The 16,844-nt window shown below is 65.5% G+C and carries 19 protein-coding genes; 14 read left to right on the plus strand and 5 right to left on the minus strand.

Features of this window, described 5'->3' with window-relative positions; genetic code table 11:
• Positions 1–225: 225 nt before the first annotated feature.
• The 5 genes from ccmA (at position 226) to IVB50_RS09910 (ending at position 3,454) form a co-directional block, all read left to right on the plus strand.
• A complete protein-coding gene (gene ccmA / locus IVB50_RS09890; RefSeq protein ID WP_026233883.1) occupies positions 226–828 on the plus strand; it encodes a heme ABC exporter ATP-binding protein CcmA in 603 nt (200 codons plus the stop codon).
• Positions 829–1,102: 274 nt separating this feature from the next.
• Positions 1,103–1,771, plus strand: coding sequence for a heme exporter protein CcmB (ccmB, locus tag IVB50_RS09895; protein WP_018459818.1), 669 nt, complete (start codon positions 1,103–1,105; stop codon positions 1,769–1,771).
• Positions 1,772–1,862: 91 nt separating this feature from the next.
• On the plus strand, positions 1,863–2,651 hold the full coding sequence (locus IVB50_RS09900) for a heme ABC transporter permease (protein WP_018459817.1): 789 nt from the start codon (positions 1,863–1,865) through the stop codon (positions 2,649–2,651).
• A complete protein-coding gene (gene ccmD / locus IVB50_RS09905; protein ID WP_018459816.1) occupies positions 2,648–2,833 on the plus strand; it encodes a heme exporter protein CcmD in 186 nt (61 codons plus the stop codon). Before IVB50_RS09900 ends, ccmD begins: the two co-directional genes overlap by 4 nt.
• Positions 2,834–2,857: 24 nt before the next feature.
• Positions 2,858–3,454, plus strand: coding sequence for a DsbE family thiol:disulfide interchange protein (locus IVB50_RS09910; RefSeq protein WP_018459815.1), 597 nt, complete (start codon positions 2,858–2,860; stop codon positions 3,452–3,454).
• A gap of 179 nt (positions 3,455–3,633) precedes the next feature.
• Here IVB50_RS09910 and IVB50_RS09915 read toward each other — a convergent pair whose 3' ends face one another.
• Together IVB50_RS09915 and ftsY are read right to left on the minus strand one after the other, a co-directional pair.
• On the minus strand, positions 3,634–4,236 hold the full coding sequence (locus IVB50_RS09915) for a septation protein A (protein WP_007598838.1): 603 nt from the start codon (positions 4,234–4,236) through the stop codon (positions 3,634–3,636).
• Positions 4,237–4,239: 3 nt separating this feature from the next.
• The gene (gene ftsY, locus IVB50_RS09920; RefSeq protein ID WP_018459814.1) at positions 4,240–5,187 is read right to left on the minus strand and encodes a signal recognition particle-docking protein FtsY; all 948 of its coding nucleotides are present in this window, start codon (positions 5,185–5,187) and stop codon (positions 4,240–4,242) included.
• Between the two features lie 60 nt (positions 5,188–5,247).
• Here ftsY and IVB50_RS09925 point away from each other — a divergent pair, with 60 nt between their 5' ends.
• A complete protein-coding gene (locus tag IVB50_RS09925) occupies positions 5,248–5,949 on the plus strand; it encodes an RNA pseudouridine synthase (protein ID WP_026233882.1) in 702 nt (233 codons plus the stop codon).
• 136 nt (positions 5,950–6,085) lie between these two features.
• A complete protein-coding gene (locus tag IVB50_RS09930) occupies positions 6,086–7,195 on the plus strand; it encodes a DUF2336 domain-containing protein (RefSeq protein WP_247295774.1) in 1,110 nt (369 codons plus the stop codon).
• A 162-nt stretch (positions 7,196–7,357) separates the two neighbouring features.
• Here the strand turns inward: IVB50_RS09930 and mtaB are convergent, their stop codons facing one another.
• The gene (gene mtaB, locus IVB50_RS09935) at positions 7,358–8,611 is read right to left on the minus strand and encodes a tRNA (N(6)-L-threonylcarbamoyladenosine(37)-C(2))-methylthiotransferase MtaB (RefSeq protein WP_018459811.1); all 1,254 of its coding nucleotides are present in this window, start codon (positions 8,609–8,611) and stop codon (positions 7,358–7,360) included.
• Entirely contained in the window at positions 8,611–9,486 is an 876-nt protein-coding gene (dapF, locus tag IVB50_RS09940) for a diaminopimelate epimerase (RefSeq protein ID WP_018459810.1), read from the minus strand. Before dapF ends, mtaB begins: the two co-directional genes overlap by 1 nt.
• A 220-nt stretch (positions 9,487–9,706) precedes the next feature.
• Here dapF and IVB50_RS09945 point away from each other — a divergent pair, with 220 nt between their 5' ends.
• Positions 9,707–10,480: a GyrI-like domain-containing protein gene (locus IVB50_RS09945; RefSeq protein WP_026233881.1), complete on the plus strand. Its 774-nt coding sequence runs from the start codon at positions 9,707–9,709 to the stop codon at positions 10,478–10,480.
• A gap of 5 nt (positions 10,481–10,485) precedes the next feature.
• The gene (locus tag IVB50_RS09950) at positions 10,486–11,205 is read left to right on the plus strand and encodes an SIMPL domain-containing protein (RefSeq protein ID WP_018459808.1); all 720 of its coding nucleotides are present in this window, start codon (positions 10,486–10,488) and stop codon (positions 11,203–11,205) included.
• 88 nt (positions 11,206–11,293) lie between these two features.
• On the opposite strand, the gene IVB50_RS09955 is transcribed toward IVB50_RS09950, so the two are convergent.
• Positions 11,294–12,358 (minus strand): MBL fold metallo-hydrolase, encoded by a 1,065-nt coding sequence (locus IVB50_RS09955; protein ID WP_018459807.1) that lies wholly within the window; start codon positions 12,356–12,358, stop codon positions 11,294–11,296.
• 323 nt (positions 12,359–12,681) lie between these two features.
• On the opposite strand from IVB50_RS09955, the gene ffh reads away from it, so the two are divergent.
• The 5 genes from ffh to rplS all read left to right on the plus strand — a co-directional run bounded on the left by ffh (position 12,682) and on the right by rplS (position 16,571).
• Complete coding sequence (gene ffh, locus IVB50_RS09960; RefSeq protein WP_018459806.1) at positions 12,682–14,229, plus strand: signal recognition particle protein; 1,548 nt, start codon at positions 12,682–12,684, stop codon at positions 14,227–14,229.
• Between the two features lie 86 nt (positions 14,230–14,315).
• On the plus strand, positions 14,316–14,648 hold the full coding sequence (gene rpsP, locus IVB50_RS09965; RefSeq protein WP_007598827.1) for a 30S ribosomal protein S16: 333 nt from the start codon (positions 14,316–14,318) through the stop codon (positions 14,646–14,648).
• 9 nt (positions 14,649–14,657) lie between these two features.
• Positions 14,658–15,203 carry a ribosome maturation factor RimM gene (gene rimM / locus IVB50_RS09970; RefSeq protein WP_018459805.1) on the plus strand — a complete coding sequence of 182 codons (546 nt, stop codon included), beginning with the start codon at positions 14,658–14,660 and terminating at the stop codon, positions 15,201–15,203.
• A gap of 118 nt (positions 15,204–15,321) precedes the next feature.
• The gene (trmD, locus tag IVB50_RS09975) at positions 15,322–16,077 is read left to right on the plus strand and encodes a tRNA (guanosine(37)-N1)-methyltransferase TrmD (protein WP_018459804.1); all 756 of its coding nucleotides are present in this window, start codon (positions 15,322–15,324) and stop codon (positions 16,075–16,077) included.
• A gap of 110 nt (positions 16,078–16,187) precedes the next feature.
• A complete protein-coding gene (rplS, locus tag IVB50_RS09980) occupies positions 16,188–16,571 on the plus strand; it encodes a 50S ribosomal protein L19 (protein WP_018459803.1) in 384 nt (127 codons plus the stop codon).
• The last annotated feature ends 273 nt before the right edge of the window (positions 16,572–16,844 follow it).

The raw sequence follows: 16,844 nt of genomic DNA on the forward strand, positions 1-16,844 counted from the left end.
TCAGTTATACCCGGCAGGGTATTTTAACACCGTCAGCGTAGGCAGGCTGAGTCACTTGCAGGGGCAGGTTGAGTTGCCGCATCAAGTAGTTCCGGGCTTATAGAAGCTTTCTAACCGCGCCGCCACAGCCACAATCGTGCCGCGGCAATCCGCGAGCCAAAAATTCCCATGCGCTACCCCAAGTTTTCCTGAGGCCTGGCTTTGAGCGGATCGATACGAGGCAAGATGCAGCTTTCCGGACGCGGGGTCAGTTGCGTGCGGGGCGGGCGCGAGGTGTTTTCCGCGCTCGATTTCGAGGCCGGCTCCGGCGAAGCCGTGGCGGTCGTCGGCCGCAACGGATCGGGCAAGACCTCGCTGCTGAGGCTGATCGCGGGCCTGCTCATTCCGGCGAGCGGCACGATCGCGCTGGACGGGGGTGACGCCGAGCTGACGTTGCCGGAGCAATGCCACTATCTGGGTCATCGCGACGCCCTGAAGCCAGCCCTGAGCGTGGCGGAGAATCTGACGTTCTGGGCCGATTTTCTCGGCGGCGAGCGTTTCGACACCGGCAAGGGACTCGCCACCGTCGGGCTCGACCATGCCGCCGATCTGCCCGCCGCCTTCCTGTCCGCCGGCCAGCGCCGCCGGCTGTCGCTGGCCCGCCTGCTCACCGTCCGCCGCCCCGTCTGGCTGTTGGACGAGCCGACCACGGCGCTCGATGTCGCGGGACAGGACATGTTTTCCGGATTGATGCGCGGGCACTTGGCGCGCGGCGGCCTGATCGTCGCCGCCACCCATGCCCCGCTCGGGATCGATTCGCGGGAGCTGCGGATCGGGGGTGCGGCGTGATTCGGGTCGACCCTCAGGTTTCCAAGCGGCCGAACTCCGCCCTCTCCGTTCCCTCTCCCCTTGTGGGGGAGGGTCAGGGAGGGGGGTGCCACACGGCGCACTCTCTCGGTTCTCGCGTTCGGCAGGCGGGCGCTCCGTTGCTAGCAGCCCGCACCCAAGAACCATCTTCCTCGGGGCTACCCCCCTCCCCCGCCCTCCCCCACAAGGGGGGAGGGAGCGCAGCTCGCCCGGCGCAACCGGCCGACGCTGCCTCCTCACCTCTGGGAGCAGTGGCATGACCGCCCTGTCTGCCCTCATCCGCCGGGATATCCGGATCGCGCTCCGCGTCGGGGGCGGGGCGTTGATTGGCGTGCTGTTCTTTCTGACCGTGGTGGTGCTGATGCCGTTTGCTGTGGGGCCGGACCTGGCACTGCTGTCGCGGCTCGGACCCGCCATCCTGTGGCTGGGGGCGCTGCTGGCGAGCCTGCTGACCCTGGACCGGCTGTTCATGGCCGACCACGAGGACGGCTCGCTCGACCTGATCACGATGAGCCGGACCCCGCTGGAACTCGCCTGCGCGTCGAAAGCGCTGGCGCATTGGCTGGCCGCCGGCCTGCCGCTGATCGTCGCAACCCCCGTGCTCGGCCTGCTGCTCAACCTCGACATGGTCGCAACCGGTGCTGTGGCGCTGACACTGCTCGCCGGCACCCCGGCGCTGACATTTACCGGGATGGTCGGTGCGGCGCTGGCGGTGACGCTGCATCGTGGCGGCTTGCTGATAGCTGTCCTGGTGCTGCCGCTGTCGATACCGGTGCTGATCTTCGGCGTCGCAGCCTCGCAGGCGGCGATCGTCGGACCCATGACGTTCGGCGCGCCGTTCTCGATCCTGTGCGCGCTGTCGCTGGTCAGTCTCGTGATCGGCCCCTTCGCGGCTGCGGCGAGCCTGAAGCATGGGCTGGATTGAGATGGGCTGGACTGACCTTGACCCCGATCAACTTTCGCTGCGGACTTTCGTGCTGATTGCGTGAGCGCTTACCGGTGATTATCAGGATACCATGACGCTGATCGACCTCGCCAACCCCACACGGTTCCTCGCGCTGACGGCGCGGCTGCTGCCATGGCTTGCGGCCGCGACCATCATCCTGCTCGCGATCGGGCTCTATCAGTCTGCCACCGCACCCGACGACTATCAGCAGGGCGCGACGGTAAAGATCATGTTCATCCACGTGCCTAATGCCTGGCTGTCGATGTTCGTATGGGGCGTGATGAGCATTGCCTCGCTCGGCACGCTGGTGTGGCGGCATCCGCTTGCCGACGTCGCCGCCAAAGCGGCCGCCCCGATCGGCGCCAGCTTCACCTTCCTTGCGCTGCTCACGGGCTCGCTGTGGGGCCGGCCGATGTGGGGCACCTATTGGGAATGGGACGCGCGGCTGACCTCGGTGCTGATCCTGTTCCTGATGTATCTCGGCCTGATGGCGCTGTGGCGCGCGGTCGACGAGCCCTCCCGCGCGGCGCGCGCCGCCGCCGTGCTGACCCTAGTCGGCGCCATCAACCTGCCCATCATCAAGTTCTCGGTCGACTGGTGGAACACGCTGCACCAGCCGGCCTCGGTGATGCGGATGGGCGGCTCGTCGCTCGACAGATCATTCCTGATTCCGTTGCTGGTGATGGCGGTCGCGTTTACCCTGCTGTTCGTCACGCTGCATCTGGCTGCGATGCGCAACGAGATTTTGCGACGGCGCGTGCGGTCCCTGCAGATGATGCAGGCGAGCCGTGTGGCGTTTGCAGAAGTCGGCACCGGCTCGCGTGAAGGCAGCACGTCAAAAGAAGCTGGGGCTGCATGATCATGTCGCTCGGTCCCTATGCGTCTTTCATCGTGACATCCTATGCCGCGGCCGCCCTTGTGGTCGTGATCCTGATCGGCTGGATCGTGCTCGATCATCGTAGCCAGACACAGCGCCTGCGCGAGCTCGAGCGCAGCGGCGTGACCCGCCGCTCCGGCCGTAGCGCGACGGATCGGCCATGAGAGATCGAGCATGAGAGATCAATCATGAGCGAGCAATCGACGTCCGCTCCGCCGCAGCGCCGCACCTTCCTGATGGTGCTGCCGCTGATCGCCTTCATCGGCTTGGCGCTGCTGTTCTGGTTCCGGCTCGGCAGCGGCGATCCCTCGCGAATTCCGTCTGCGCTGATCGGACGCCCCGCGCCGCAAACCACGCTGCCGCCGCTCGAGGGATTGCAGGCTGACAATGTGCAGATCCCCGGCCTCGATCCCGCCGCGTTCAAGGGCAAGGTCAGCCTCGTCAATGTCTGGGCGTCCTGGTGCGTGCCGTGCCACGACGAGGCGCCGCTGCTGACCGAATTGGCAAAAGACAAGCGCTTCCAGCTCGTCGGTATCAACTACAAGGATGCCGCCGACAATGCGCGGCGCTTCCTGGGGCGCTACGGCAACCCGTTCGGCCACGTCGGCGTCGATGCCAACGGCCGCGCCTCGATCGAATGGGGTGTCTATGGCGTGCCGGAGACCTTTGTCGTCGGTCGCGAAGGCACCATCGTCTACAAGCTGGTGGGACCGATCACGCCGGAGAATTTGCGGACGGTGCTGTTGCCGCAGATGGAGAACGCGTTGAAGGCGGCGGGGAGCTAGCTCTGTCGTCAGTGTGAGCGAAGGACCCAACCCCAAACACCGCTGTCATGCCCCGGCTTGACCGGGGCATCCAGTACGCCGCGGCCTCTCCGTATCTCACAACCGTCTCTGGAATACTGGATCGCCCCGGCGATGACAGTTGAGTGTGTGGCCGCAACCGGCAATGATGAGTTGAGAGCTCAACCCTTCCTCACATCGCCCGCCTCGGCCTCGCTCGCTTCCAGCGACGCCGGCTCGAGGTGATAGCGCTTGGTCAGCGGCATCTGGGCGATGGCGAAGATCATGGTGATCGGCGTGACGCCGAACACCTTGAAGTTGACCCAGAAGTCGGTGCTCTGGGTGCGCCAGACGATCTCGTTCAACACCGCCATGCCGGCGAAGAACAGCGCCCAGCGCAGCGTCAGGATGCGCCAGCCCTGCGGCGTCAAATTGAACATCTGGTCGAACATGACGGCGATGAAGGAGCGGCCGAACAACAGGCCGCCGCCGAGGATCGCGGCGAACAAAGCGTAGATGATGGTCGGCTTGAGCTTGATGAAGGTCTCGTCGTGGAGCACCAAGGTCAGCGTGCCGAACACCAGCACGATGACGCCCGTCACGATCGCCATGATCGGAATGTGGCGCGTCACCACATAGGAGGCGATCATCGCCGCGACGATCGCGACCATGAAGGCGCCGGTCGCTGCGAACAGATTGAACTTCGCATTGACGAAGAAGAACACGAGCAGCGGGCCGAGCTCGGTCGCAAGCTTGAACAGCGGATGCGGCTGGGTCTTGTCCATTCTTCAGCTTTCGATTCCGGCAATGGCGCGGGCGAAATCACGCGCGGTGAACGGCGCGAGATCGTCGACGCCTTCGCCGACGCCGATGAAATGCACCGGCAGTTTGAATTTCTCCGCGAGCGCCACCAGAATGCCGCCGCGGGCGGTGCCGTCGAGCTTCGTCATCACGAGACCGGTGACCCCTGCGGTGCGATGGAAGGCCTCGACCTGCGACAGCGCGTTCTGGCCGACAGTGGCGTCCAGCACAAGCAGCACCGCATGCGGTGCAGTCGCGTCCACCTTGCGGATGACGCGCACGACCTTTTCGAGCTCGTTCATCAGCTCGGCCTTGTTCTGAAGCCGCCCGGCGGTGTCGATCAGGAGCAGGTCGACGGCCTGCTCCTTCGCCGCCGTCAGCGCGTTGAAGGCGAGGCTCGCCGAATCCGAGCCTTGCGCGCCTGATATGACGGGCGTCCTGGTGCGCTCGCCCCAGACCTTGAGCTGTTCGATCGCCGCCGCGCGAAAGGTGTCGCCGGCGGCCAGCATCACCTTGCGGCCTTCGGACGCGAATTTTTGCGAGAGTTTTCCGATGGTGGTGGTCTTGCCGGAGCCGTTGACGCCGACCACGAGGATGACGAACGGCTTCTTGCCGGCGTCGATCTCGAGCGGCTTCGCCACCGCCGCCAGCACCTTCTCGACCTCGGTCGCGACGACGTCCTTGACCTCGTCCGCCGAGATCGCCTTGTCGTAGCGTCCCGTGCCAACCGCATCCGCGATCCGCACCGCGACCGAGGTGCCGAGGTCGGCGCGCAGCAGCACGTCCTCGATATCGTCGAGCATGGCGCGGTCGAGCTTGCGCTTGGTGACGAGGTCGGCGACCGCGGTCCCGAGCGAGGACGAGGTGCGCTTCAGCCCGTCGGACAGGCGGCGCCACCAGCTCAGCTTGGGGGTCTCGGGGGTGGTATCGTTCATGGTGGCGGTGTGTTAGCCGTTCCGGCTCGCAAACGAAAGTCTTGACCGAAAGTCCTGCAATTGCTCGATGTTCCCGAATTGACGGCCGACGAAATCCTGGCGCGCGTGCTCCATCGCGACGGATTGATGCTGGTCATCGACAAGCCGGCCGGCCTGCCGGTGCATCGCGGACCCAAGGGCGGTGCCAATCTGGAAACCTCCTTCGAGGCGCTTCGTTTCGGCCTGCCGCGGCCGCCGGTGCTGGCCCACCGGCTGGACAAGGACACCTCGGGTTGCCTCGTGCTCGGCCGCCATCGCAAGGCGACGGCGTCGCTCGGCCTGCTGTTCAAGCATGGCAAGATCGGCAAGACCTACTGGACCATCGTCGAGAGCGGCCCCACCGAGGACGAAGGCACCATCGACATGCCGCTCGGACGGCTGAACGCCGAGCGAGGCTGGTGGCAGAAGCCCGATCCCGAGGGCCAGAAGGCCATCACCAACTGGAAGGTGATGGGCCGGGGCGATGGCCTGACCTGGCTCGCCATGGAACCGGTGACCGGGCGGACCCATCAATTGCGGGTGCATTCGTCGGCGACCGGCTGGCCGATCTTCGGCGACAACATTTACGGCAACGGCCCGCGCTTCGGCGAGCCGAAGCTGCACCTGCATTCCCGCGAGATCGTGGTACCGATCTCCCGCAACAAGGAGCCGGTCCGCGTGGTGGCGCCTGCCCCGCCCCACATGCACGAGCGGCTCCGCGCCTGCGGGTGGAACGGGGAGTAGCCCGACTGCTCGCCCCTCATGGTGAGGAGGCCGCGCAGCGCCCCCTATAGTTTACGAAACGTTCAGTGCTCGTCTCTAATGATAGCGGTTGCTTAGAACAAGCTTCCGTCAATCTGCTCAGGACGAGCTGCGCGTCATGTCCACGGCCGAGTTATCGATCATCGACGAGGTCGAGTCCGCGCTTCGGACTGGCTCGGCGGAAAAGGGCCTGGCAACAGCCCGCCGCGTCACCGACCTGTTCCTGTCCTCCGCCGGCAGTTTCGACGACGAGCAGATCGCACTGTTTGACGACGTGCTCGATCGCCTGATCGGCACCATCGAGCTCCGCGCCATCGCCGACATGGGCGCGCGCGTAGCGCTCGCCGAGATCAGCGCGCAGCTCGCGCCGATCGCGCAGGCGCCGCCATCGGTCATTCGCCGCCTCGCCAACAATGACGAAATCCGCATCGCTGGTCCCGTGCTGCAGGAATCCGCGCGCCTCGACGACGGCGCGCTGGTGCAGATCGCATCATCCAAGGGCGAGCCGCATCTGCTCGCGGTCGCCGGACGCTGGTGGCTGAAGGAGATCGTCACCGATGCATTGCTGGCGCGACGTTATCCCAGCGTCAGCCGGCGGCTCGCCGCCAATCCCGGCGCGCGCGTCTCCGGAAGCGGATTTGCCGTCATCGTCGGACAGGCGGAGGCCGATCCCGAGCTCGCTGTCAGCGTCGGCGTCCGCGTCGATTTGCCGTCAGACCTGCGCCGTCAATTGCTGCGCTCGGCGAGCGAGGCCGTGCGGACCCGCCTGTTGTCGCGCGCGCCGCCGCATCTGTTCGAGGAGATCCAGAGCGCGATCGCCGCAGTCACCGTCGGTGTCGAGCGCGAGATGTCGGGTGTCCGCGATTTCGAAGGCGCCAAGCGCGCCGTCGCAGGTCTCAGGGCGACCGGCCAGCTCAGCGAAGCGACGCTGCTCGGCTTCGCAACACAGCGCCGTTATGAAGAAGCGGTGGCCGCATTGGCGGCATTGTCGGGATCGACTGTCGAAGTCATCCGCCCGCTGATGCAAAGCCTGCGCGAGGACGGCCTGCTGGTGCCGTGCAAGGCAGCGCAGCTCAGCTGGGAAACCACCGCCGCCGTGCTCGAAAGCCGCTTTGCGAGCGGCGCGATGAAGCCGGCCGATATCGCAAGGGCTCAAAGCCATTACGCGCGCATGACCCCGGAGAATGCGCGGCGGACGCTGCGCTTCTGGCAGGTGCGGGCGTTGTAGTTTTTCCCTCTCCCCTTGTGGGAGAGGGTGGCTCGCCGCGCAGCGGCGAGACGGGTGAGGGGTCTCTCTCCGCGAGTCCACATTGAGTTGAGTACGCGGAAGCAACCCCTCATCCGGCGCTTCGCGCCACCTTCTCCCACAAGGGGAGAAGGGAAGGAAGCATCACACCGTCAGCCGCGCGCCATCGCGACCGGCAATCCGCAGCGACACCACACTCCCCACACGCTCGCCCGCAATCGCCACCGGCAGATAATGCTCCGTCCGTCCCTGACCGTCGCTCTCGATCAGCACCTCACGCGTGGCGCCTATCTCGGCTTGCAGCCGCTGCAGGAGCGCGGTCTCACCGGCCGAGCGCAGCCGCTTCGCACGCTCCTTGATTGCACCGCCCGCCACCTGTGGCATCCGCGCGGCCGGCGTGCCGGGACGCGGCGAATAGGGGAAGACGTGGAGGAACGTCAGGCCGCATTGCTCGACCAGATCGAGCGAGCGCGAGAACATCTCCTCGGTCTCGGTCGGAAAGCCCGCGATGATGTCGGCCCCCAGCGCGATATCCGGGCGCAGCCGGCGGACCTGGTCGCAGAACGCGATGGCGTCGCCGCGCGTATGCCGCCGCTTCATGCGCTTCAAGATCATGTCGTCGCCGGACTGCAGCGACAGGTGCAGATGCGGCATCAGCCGCGAATCCTCAGCAATTGCATCCAACAGATCGCTGTCCGCCTCGATCGAATCGATAGAGGAGATGCGCAGGCGCCTCAGCTCCGGCACATGCCGCAAAATCTGCTTCGTCAGCATGCCGAGCTTGGGCGTGCCCGGCAGGTCAGTGCCGTAGCTGGTGAGGTCGACGCCCGTCAGCACGATCTCGGCATGGCCGCGCTCGGCCAATGCCCGGACCTGATCGACCACGGCGCCCATCGGCACCGAGCGCGAATTGCCGCGCCCGAACGGAATGATGCAAAAGGTGCAGCGATGGTCGCAGCCGTTCTGCACCTGCACGAACACGCGGGGCAGCCCGCTCGCAAAGCCGTCGATGAGATGCGGCGCCATCTCCTTCACCGCCATGATGTCGCTGACGGCGATTTTTTCGCTCGTACCGAGATCGAACGCCGTACGCGCCTCGCGCCACGCAGACGACCGCATCTTGTCGTCATTGCCGACGACGCGATCGACCTCGGCCATCTCGGCGAACATGCCGCTTTGCGTCTGCGCCGCGCAACCGGTGACGACGATGCGCGCTCCCGGCCGCTCGCGCTTCAATTTGCGGATCGACTGCCTCGCCTGCGCCACCGCTTCGTTGGTGACGGCGCAGCTGTTGATGACGATGGCATCTGAAAGGCCCGCGCCCTCGGCCTCGCGGCGGATCACCTCGGCCTCGAAAGCATTGAGGCGGCATCCGAAGGTGACGATGTCGACGCTCATCACCCGACCGGCGCGAACAGCGCCGGATCGAAACGGCCTTCATATTCGAAGGTCGCCGTGCCCGTCATCAGCACGTGATCGTCGCGCTCGCGCCATTCGATCCCGAGCTTGCCGCCGGGCAGCGTGATCTCGACATTGCGCTCGGCGCGCTTCAGCCGCGCCGCCGCGACCGCCGTGGCACATGCGGCCGAGCCGCAGGCCCTGGTCAGGCCGGCGCCGCGCTCCCAGGTGCGGATCGTGATGTGCTGGGGATCGACGATATGGGCTAGCGTGATGTTGGCGCGCTCCGGGAAGATCGGATGGTTCTCCAGCAGCGGACCGAAACGCTCGAGGTCGTAGGCGTTGACGTCATCGACCCAGAAGATCGCATGCGGATTGCCCATGCTGACCACCGAGGGCGAATGCAGGATCGGATTGTCGATCGGGCCGATCTGCAATTCGATGTAGCGGGTGTCACGAAATTCCTGGTCGAGCGGAATGTCCTGCCAGCCGAACTTCGGCGCGCCCATGTCCACCGTATAAAGATCCGGCGCCGGACCCTGCCAGGCATTGAGCAGGCCCGCGGCCGTCTCGAACGTTGCCGTGCTCTGGCCGGTCTTTTCGAAGATGCGCCGCACGACGCAGCGCATGCCGTTGCCGCAGGCGCCGGCCTCGGAGCCGTCTCTGTTGTAGATGCTGATGAACGCTTCGGTGCCGTCGAAGCGCGGCTTCTGCAGCACCATGAGTTGGTCGTAGGGCACGCCGCCTCGCGGCGATGCCACCGCGCGGGCATCGTCCGGGGTGACCTTTGAGGTGGAATCGCGCATGTCGACAACGACGATCTCGTTGCCGATGCCGTTCATCTTGGCAAATGCGTGGTTGGCCAGCGCGCTCATGAAAATTCCCGAATTTCGCCTGCCTTATATGGCGATCCTTGGCCCTCTTGGCCAGTGATTTGCCGACAAGAGCCAGGACGCTGCCATGACGCATCTGTCATGGGACGAATTCGGCGCTCGCGTGTTAGAACGGCGCAATTCGCGCGATCCGGGACATGCGGCCGGGCTAAGGCTTCGGGGACGTAAGGCCTTGGCGGATAAGCTATTGGGGAGAATAAAAATGTTCAGGTTTCGTCGTCTCGTTTTGGCCGCGCTGATCCCGGCAGCGGCCTTGTCGTTTAGTCTGTCCGCCACGCTGGCCCAAACGCCGAGCCCGGCACCGGCCGCATCAGCGAGCCCCTCGCCGGCCCCGTCGGCTTCGCCCGCCCCGGCCGCGAGCGCTGCCCCCGTCGCCACGCCCTCGCCGGCGGCCAGCGCCACGCCAAGCCCTGCAACGTCCCCTGCAACCTCGCCCTCGCCAGCCGCCAGTGCGTCACCCAGCCCGGCCACTCCGCCCCCGGCTGCCGCCGCGACGCCGGCTCCCGTGCAGACGGCCGATCCTTTCGGCCAGGAGACCACGCTCGAGTCCAAGAAGGTTTTGATGGTCAAGGGCACTGCCAATTGGGACTCGGCCTTCGACACGCTGATTGACGCCTTCAAGGCGCTGAACACGCTGCTGGACAAGCAGGGCATCAAGCACGCCGGCAATTCGATGATCGTCTACACCTCGACCGACGACACCGGCTTCACCTTCCTAGCCGAGATCCCGGTCGAGCAGGACCCGAAGAACCTGCCCAAGGACATGAGCGTCGGCAAATCGCCGGAGGGCAAGGCGCTGAAATTCGTTCATCGCGGCTCCTACGACAACATGGACAACACCTATGAGGCGATCACCAATCATCTCGACGACAAGAAGCTGGAAGCCAAGGACACCTTCATCGAGGAATACCTCACCGATCCCCTGAAGACGGCGGAGGACAAGCTCGTGATCAATGTTTTCGTGCCGCTGAAGTGAAACCGATGAAAAAGCCTGCCATCCTTTTGACCTCCCTTGTTGCGTCCTTTGCCGCCACGATGCTGGCAACGCCTGCGCTCGCCGACGATTTTCCGTCCGCGATTTCGGTGAGCGGCGAAGCCACGATCTCCGCCGCGCCTGATCTGGCGCAGATCGACGCCGGCGTCGCCAACGACGCCAAGTCTGCGAAGGAAGCCTCCGACGCCAACAACGCCGCGATGGGCAAGGTGCTGCTGGCGCTGAAGGGCGCAGGCATTGACGAGAAGGACTACCAGACCTCGCGGCTGTCGCTGCAGCCGCAATACGGCCAGAACAAATCCACCGGCGCCTCGCCCGTGGTCGGCTTCCGCGCCTCAAACCGCGTCACCGTGAAGATCCGCGACGTGACCAAGGTCGCCGCCATCATCGACACGCTGGTCGGCGCCGGCGCCAATGATATCGGCAACATCTCCTTCGAGGTTACGCAGGCCTCGAAACTGCTCGACGATGCCCGCGAGAAAGCTGTCGCAGACGCCCGCCGCAAAGCGGAGATCTACGCCAAGGCGACCGGCGTCACGCTGGGTGCACCGCTCAGCGTCTCCGAAGGCGGCGCCCCGATGCCGCTGTTCAAGGGACGCATGGCCGCAGCTCCCATGGCCGTACCGCAGGCCGCGGTCGCGCCGGGCGAGGAAACGCTAGCGGTGACGGTGAATGTGAGCTGGGCGATCAAGGCGAAAGAGCAGTAGGGGCAGCTGCCGCTACAGACTCCATTGTCGTCCCGGCCGCAATTGCGCACTAGGCCGGGACGACAGCGGGTTCGAAGCGACGGCGAAGCTAGATCTCCACCACCTGCCCCGGCTTCATCGCCACAAATCTTTCCTGCGGAACCTTCGCGGCATCGAGCGCCTCGACCAGCGCTTTCGCCGGCGCATCGATTGCTTCATCGGTCAGCTGAAACGTGCCGTGGTGATGCCCGAGTGCGGCTTGCGCGCCGCAATCCGCGAGCGCCTTCACCGCGTCTTCCGGGTTCATGTGCTGGTCGTGCATGAACCAGCGCGGCTCATAGGCGCCGATCGGGAGGATCGCCAGGCGGAGCGGCCCGTGCCTCTCGGCGACGCGGCGGAAATGCCCGCCATCGCCGTAGCCGGAATCGCAGACGACGTAGATTTTCCCCGCAGGCGTCTCCAGCACGAAACTCGCCCACAGCGCCTTGTTGCGATCGAACATGCCGCGCGCCGACCAGTGCCGGGTCGGCACCAGGGTCACGGCGATACCGCCGCCGAGCTCGACGCGATCATGCCAGTCGAACGCTTCCACCTTGATCGTCGCATCGGTGCTGCGCATCGTGACGTCATTGCCGAGCGGGGTCACCACACGCGGCGCAAAATTCTTGGCGAGCCGCGACAGCGTCGCCATGTCGAGATGATCGTAATGGCCGTGCGAGACCAGCACGACATCGATCTTCGGCAGCTTGTCGAACGCAATGCCGGGATCGTTGTGCCGTTTCGGCCCGGCGAAGCTGACGGGCGAGACCCGCGTCGACCAGACGGGATCGACGAGAATATTGAGGCCGCCGGTCTGGATCAGCCAGCTGGCGTGGCCGACGAAAGAGAGCCGCACCTTGTCGCCGTGGACGCGGTCGGGCGGGGCGTCGGCATGGGGGCTCGGCGCCCAATCCGGCCAAGTCGCGCGCTGCCGCTTGCCGCCGAATTGCCAGCGCAGGACCTCACGAAGCGATTTCGGCGGCACGCCGTCCGGATCGAAGAAGTTCAGGCCGTCGAAATGGTCGGAGACCGGGCCGTCATAGGTTTTCATGCGGGACATCCAAAGGGAGGGCACGCCGACCAATGCGCCGGCACCGGCGAGCAGTCCGAAAAGGCGGCGGCGGGTGATCGGCACGGAACTGGCTTCAAAGATGGTCGGAGGGGGAGGACATCACCGCTATATGGGCGGGGTCTGCGGAAAAGGAACCCGCCGCCGGAAAGTTCATCTTTTCAAGGCTTTGCCTTCCAAAGCAGCCCCGGCCACCCTAACTTTCCTTGACTTTCGGGCGTCAGCGGCGTTTAACCCCGGCACTTCTCGGAAAGGCTTTCTTTTCGACCCGCCGACTGGTCCCAGAGGCCAACGCCCGACAGCGCGATGCGCCCTCGGGCGTGAAGGTGTTTGGATTTCTGCTCCCTCGCCCCGCGCTTGCGGGGAGAGGTGAAAAAAGGACAACGGCATTGTTCGACAATCTGTCGGAACGGCTTGGCGGCATTCTCGATCGTCTGACGGGGCGCGGTGCGCTGACCGAAAAGGACGTCGACGCCGCGATGCGCGAAGTGCGCCGCGCACTGCTGGAAGCCGACGTCGCGTTAGAGGTGGTGCGCAGCTTCACCGAGCGGGTCCGCGAGCAGGCGATCGGCGCCACCGTCGTCAAGTCGGTGACGCCAGGCCAGATGGTGGTCAAGATCGTCCATGACGAGCTGATCAACACGCTCGGCGCCGAAAGCCAGACCATCGACATCAATTCCGTGCCGCCGGTGCCGATCATGATGGTCGGTCTGCAAGGCTCCGGCAAGACCACCACCACCGCAAAGCTCGCCCGTCGCATGGTCCAGCGCGACAAGCGCAAGGTGCTGATGGCGTCGCTCGACATCTACCGTCCCGCGGCGATGGAGCAGCTGGCCGTCCTGGGCCGCGATCTCGACATTCCGACGCTGCCGATCGTCGCCGGCCAGCAGCCGGCGCAGATCGCGAAGCGCGCGCTCGAGGCCGGCAAGCTCGGCGGCTACGACGTCGTGCTGCTCGACACTGCCGGCCGTACCACGCTCGACGAAGAGATGATGGCGGAAGCGGCAGCGATCAAAGCCGCCGCCAATCCGCATGAAGTGCTGCTGGTGGCGGACAGCCTCACCGGCCAGGACGCCGTCAATCTCGCTCGCGCCTTCGACGAGCGCGTCGGCCTCACCGGTATCGTGCTGACGCGCGTGGACGGCGACGGCCGCGGCGGCGCCGCGCTGTCGATGCGCGCGGTCACCGGCAAGCCGATCAAGCTGCTCGGCACCGGCGAAAAGACCGATGCGCTGGAGGATTTCCATCCTGATCGTATCGCCGGCCGCATCCTCGGCATGGGCGACGTGGTCTCGCTGGTCGAACGCGCTGCCGCCAACATCGATGCCGAAAAGGCCGCGCGCACCGCCGAGCGCATGCGCAAGGGTCAGTTCGACCTCAACGACATGCGCGAGCAGCTGTTGCAGATGGCCAATATGGGCGGCATCAGCGGCCTGATGGGCATGATGCCCGGCATCGCCAAGATGAAGAACCAGATCGCGGCCGCCGGCATCGACGACAAGATTTTGAAGCGCCAGGTCGCGGTGATTGATTCGATGACGCGCGACGAGCGCCGTCATCCCGATTTGCTCAAGGCCAGCCGCAAGAAGCGCATCGCCGCAGGTTCCGGCCAGAGCGTCGAGCAGGTCAACAAGCTGCTCAAGATGCACCGGAACATGGCCGATATGATGAAGGCCATGGGCTCCGGCAAGCGCGGTCCGCTCGCGGGCATAGCGCAGGCGATGGGCTTTGGCGGCGGCATGAAGCCGCCTTCGCCGGAAGAGATGAAGGCGCTGCAGGAGAAGATGCAGGGTGGCGGCGGACAGGGTCTGCCCAGCCTGCCGAAGGATCTACCTGCCGGGCTGCGCCAGGGTCTGCCGAACGTTCCGGGCCTGACCGGGCTGAGCGGCAAGCCGATGCTGCCGGGTCTCGGCGGTTTCCCTGGCAAGAAGAAATGAGGAATTCGTCGCGGGAGATCGCAGCGGTCTCGCGCAACGCGGAATACCAATCAACCGAACAAAACGTACTTTGAAGGAGAACTTAGATGTCCGTCGTTATCCGTCTCGCCCGCGCTGGCACCAAGAAGCGTCCCGTCTATCACGTCGTCGTCGCCGATTCGCGCTTTCCGCGCGATGGCCGCTTCATCGAGCGTCTCGGCTATTTCAACCCGCTGCTGCCGAAGGACAACGAGACCCGGCTGAAGCTCGACATGGACAAGGTGAAGGCCTGGCTCGCCAAGGGCGCGCAGCCGTCGGACCGTGTATCGCGCTTCCTCGACGCCGCCGGCGTCAAGAAGCGCGAAGTGCGCAACAACCCCGAGAAGGCCGTGCCGCGCAAGGAGCGCAAGGCGCAGGCCGAAGCCGCCGCGAAGGGTTAAGGCCAGATCATGCCGGCGCTGGTCTGCGTCGCGCGGATCGGCGCCGCGCATGGTGTGCGCGGCGCGGTCAAACTGTGGACCTTCACGGAAGATCCGTTTGCCGTGCGGAGCTACGGTCTGCTTTCGTCCAAGGACGGCAAGCGCCAGTTCGAGGTCGCAACGGCGCGCGCGGCCAAGGATCATCTGGTTGCAACGTTCAAGGGCGTCACGACTCGCGATGAGGCCGAGCGCCTCAACGGCATCGAGCTCTACGTCGCGCGCGAAAAGCTGCCCGCGACGGACGAGGGCGAATATTACCACACCGATCTGATCGGGCTCGCCGCCGTCACCATGGCCGGCGATGCGCTCGGCCGCGTGCTCGCGATCCACAATTTCGGCGCCGGTGACATCATCGAGATTGCGCCGCCCACAGGCACCACGATGCTGCTGCCGTTCACCGATGCGGTGGTGCCGGAGGTCGACATCGCCGGCGGCCGCGTCGTGATCGCGCTGCCGCAGGAGATCGCGGGCGAGGATCCCTCCCCGGGTCGTCCCGGCGAAGGCCGAGACCCATAACCACAGTGCCAGAATTTTTAGCTAAGCTGATCGCGCCAGCCGTCGCCAAACGAAGTGCGGTGGTTCTGGGTCCCGGATCTGCGCTCCGCTTGTCCGGGACGACAATAACTGAGATCCGATGACCAACCCCTCACCCTGGCGCGCGACGGTGCTGACGCTGTTTCCGGAGATGTTTCCGGGGCCGCTGGGCGTGAGCCTGGCCGGCCGGGCGCTGGCTGGCGGGCTCTGGGAGCTGGAGGCGCGGGACATCCGGGCCTCGGCCACCGACCGCCACCGCAGTGTCGATGACACCCCGGCCGGCGGCGGACCGGGCATGGTGCTTCGGGCCGATGTTCTGGCGGCCGCGATCGATGCCGCCGGGATCGGGCCGGACCGGCCAAAACTGCTGATGAGCCCGAGGGGTCGGCCATTGACCCAGGCCCGGGTTCTCGAACTCGCCAAGGGCCCGGGTCCTCTGATCGTCTGCGGGCGGTTCGAGGGGGTGGACCAGCGCGTGATCGACGGGCGGGGCCTGGAGGAGGTCTCGATTGGGGATTACGTCCTCTCCGGCGGCGAAATCGCGGCCTTGGCCCTGATCGACGCCTGTGTTCGGCTGCTTCCGGGCGTGATGGGCAAGGAGGCCTCGGGAACCGAGGAAAGCTTCTCGGACGGCCTGCTCGAATACCCCCAATACACCCGGCCGCAGCGGTTCGAGGGAACCCCGATTCCGGAGATCCTGACCTCCGGTGACCATGCCAAGGTCGCCAGCTGGCGGCGGGAGGAATCCGAGGCCCTGACCGCGGCCCGGCGACCGGATTTGTGGGCCCGGATCCCGAGCAAAGTCCCGAATCGGGGCGGACGCCAAAAAACGCCAAAAAACAAGACAGACGGGTGACAAACGCTCCGGCTTGCCTTATAGCAGCGGCCACATCCGCAATGGCTGGATAAACGAATTTCGCGCAGCCCCCGTTTTCCAAGGCTGGGCGCGCCGATGGAGATTTACCCATGAACCTGATCCAACAGCTCGAAAAAGAGCAATTCGACAAGCTCTCCGCCAACAAGGAGATTCCGGAATTCGGCCCCGGCGATACCGTGATCGTCAACGTGAAGGTCGTCGAAGGCGACCGCACCCGCGTGCAGGCCTATGAAGGCGTTTGCATCGGCCGTTCCGGCGGCGGTCTCAACGAGAGCTTCACGGTGCGCAAGATTTCGTACGGCGAAGGCGTGGAGCGCGTGTTCCCGGTGATGTCGCCGATGATCGACTCGATCAAGGTGGTGCGCCGCGGCAAGGTGCGTCGCGCCAAGCTCTATTATCTCCGCAACCTTCGCGGCAAGTCGGCCCGCATCGTCGAGAAGAAGCAGGACCGTCCGGCTGCCGTCAACGAGTAAGCTCCGCTTACAGGCGAGTTTCCAAAAGCGCGGGGCCAACCCCGCGCTTTTTTGTTGCGTCAGCCGTGCGCGTCAAAGCCCTCGCGATTCCGGTTCGGCCTGCTATATATTCTTGGAATGTTTCCAGATTTGACCAGCCTCTCGCCCGTCAAGCGCGTCGTCATCGACGATCGCTCGCGGCTGCCTGGCCGGTTCTTCGGACGCTTCGCGACCTCGGCAACGTCAGAGCTTACGCGCGCAGCCTAAAAGCTGCGCTGACGATTTTGTTGCCCG

It is taken from the genome of Bradyrhizobium sp. 87, from assembly GCF_023073015.1.
GTDB classification, from domain to species: Bacteria; Pseudomonadota; Alphaproteobacteria; order Rhizobiales; family Xanthobacteraceae; genus Bradyrhizobium; species Bradyrhizobium canariense_D.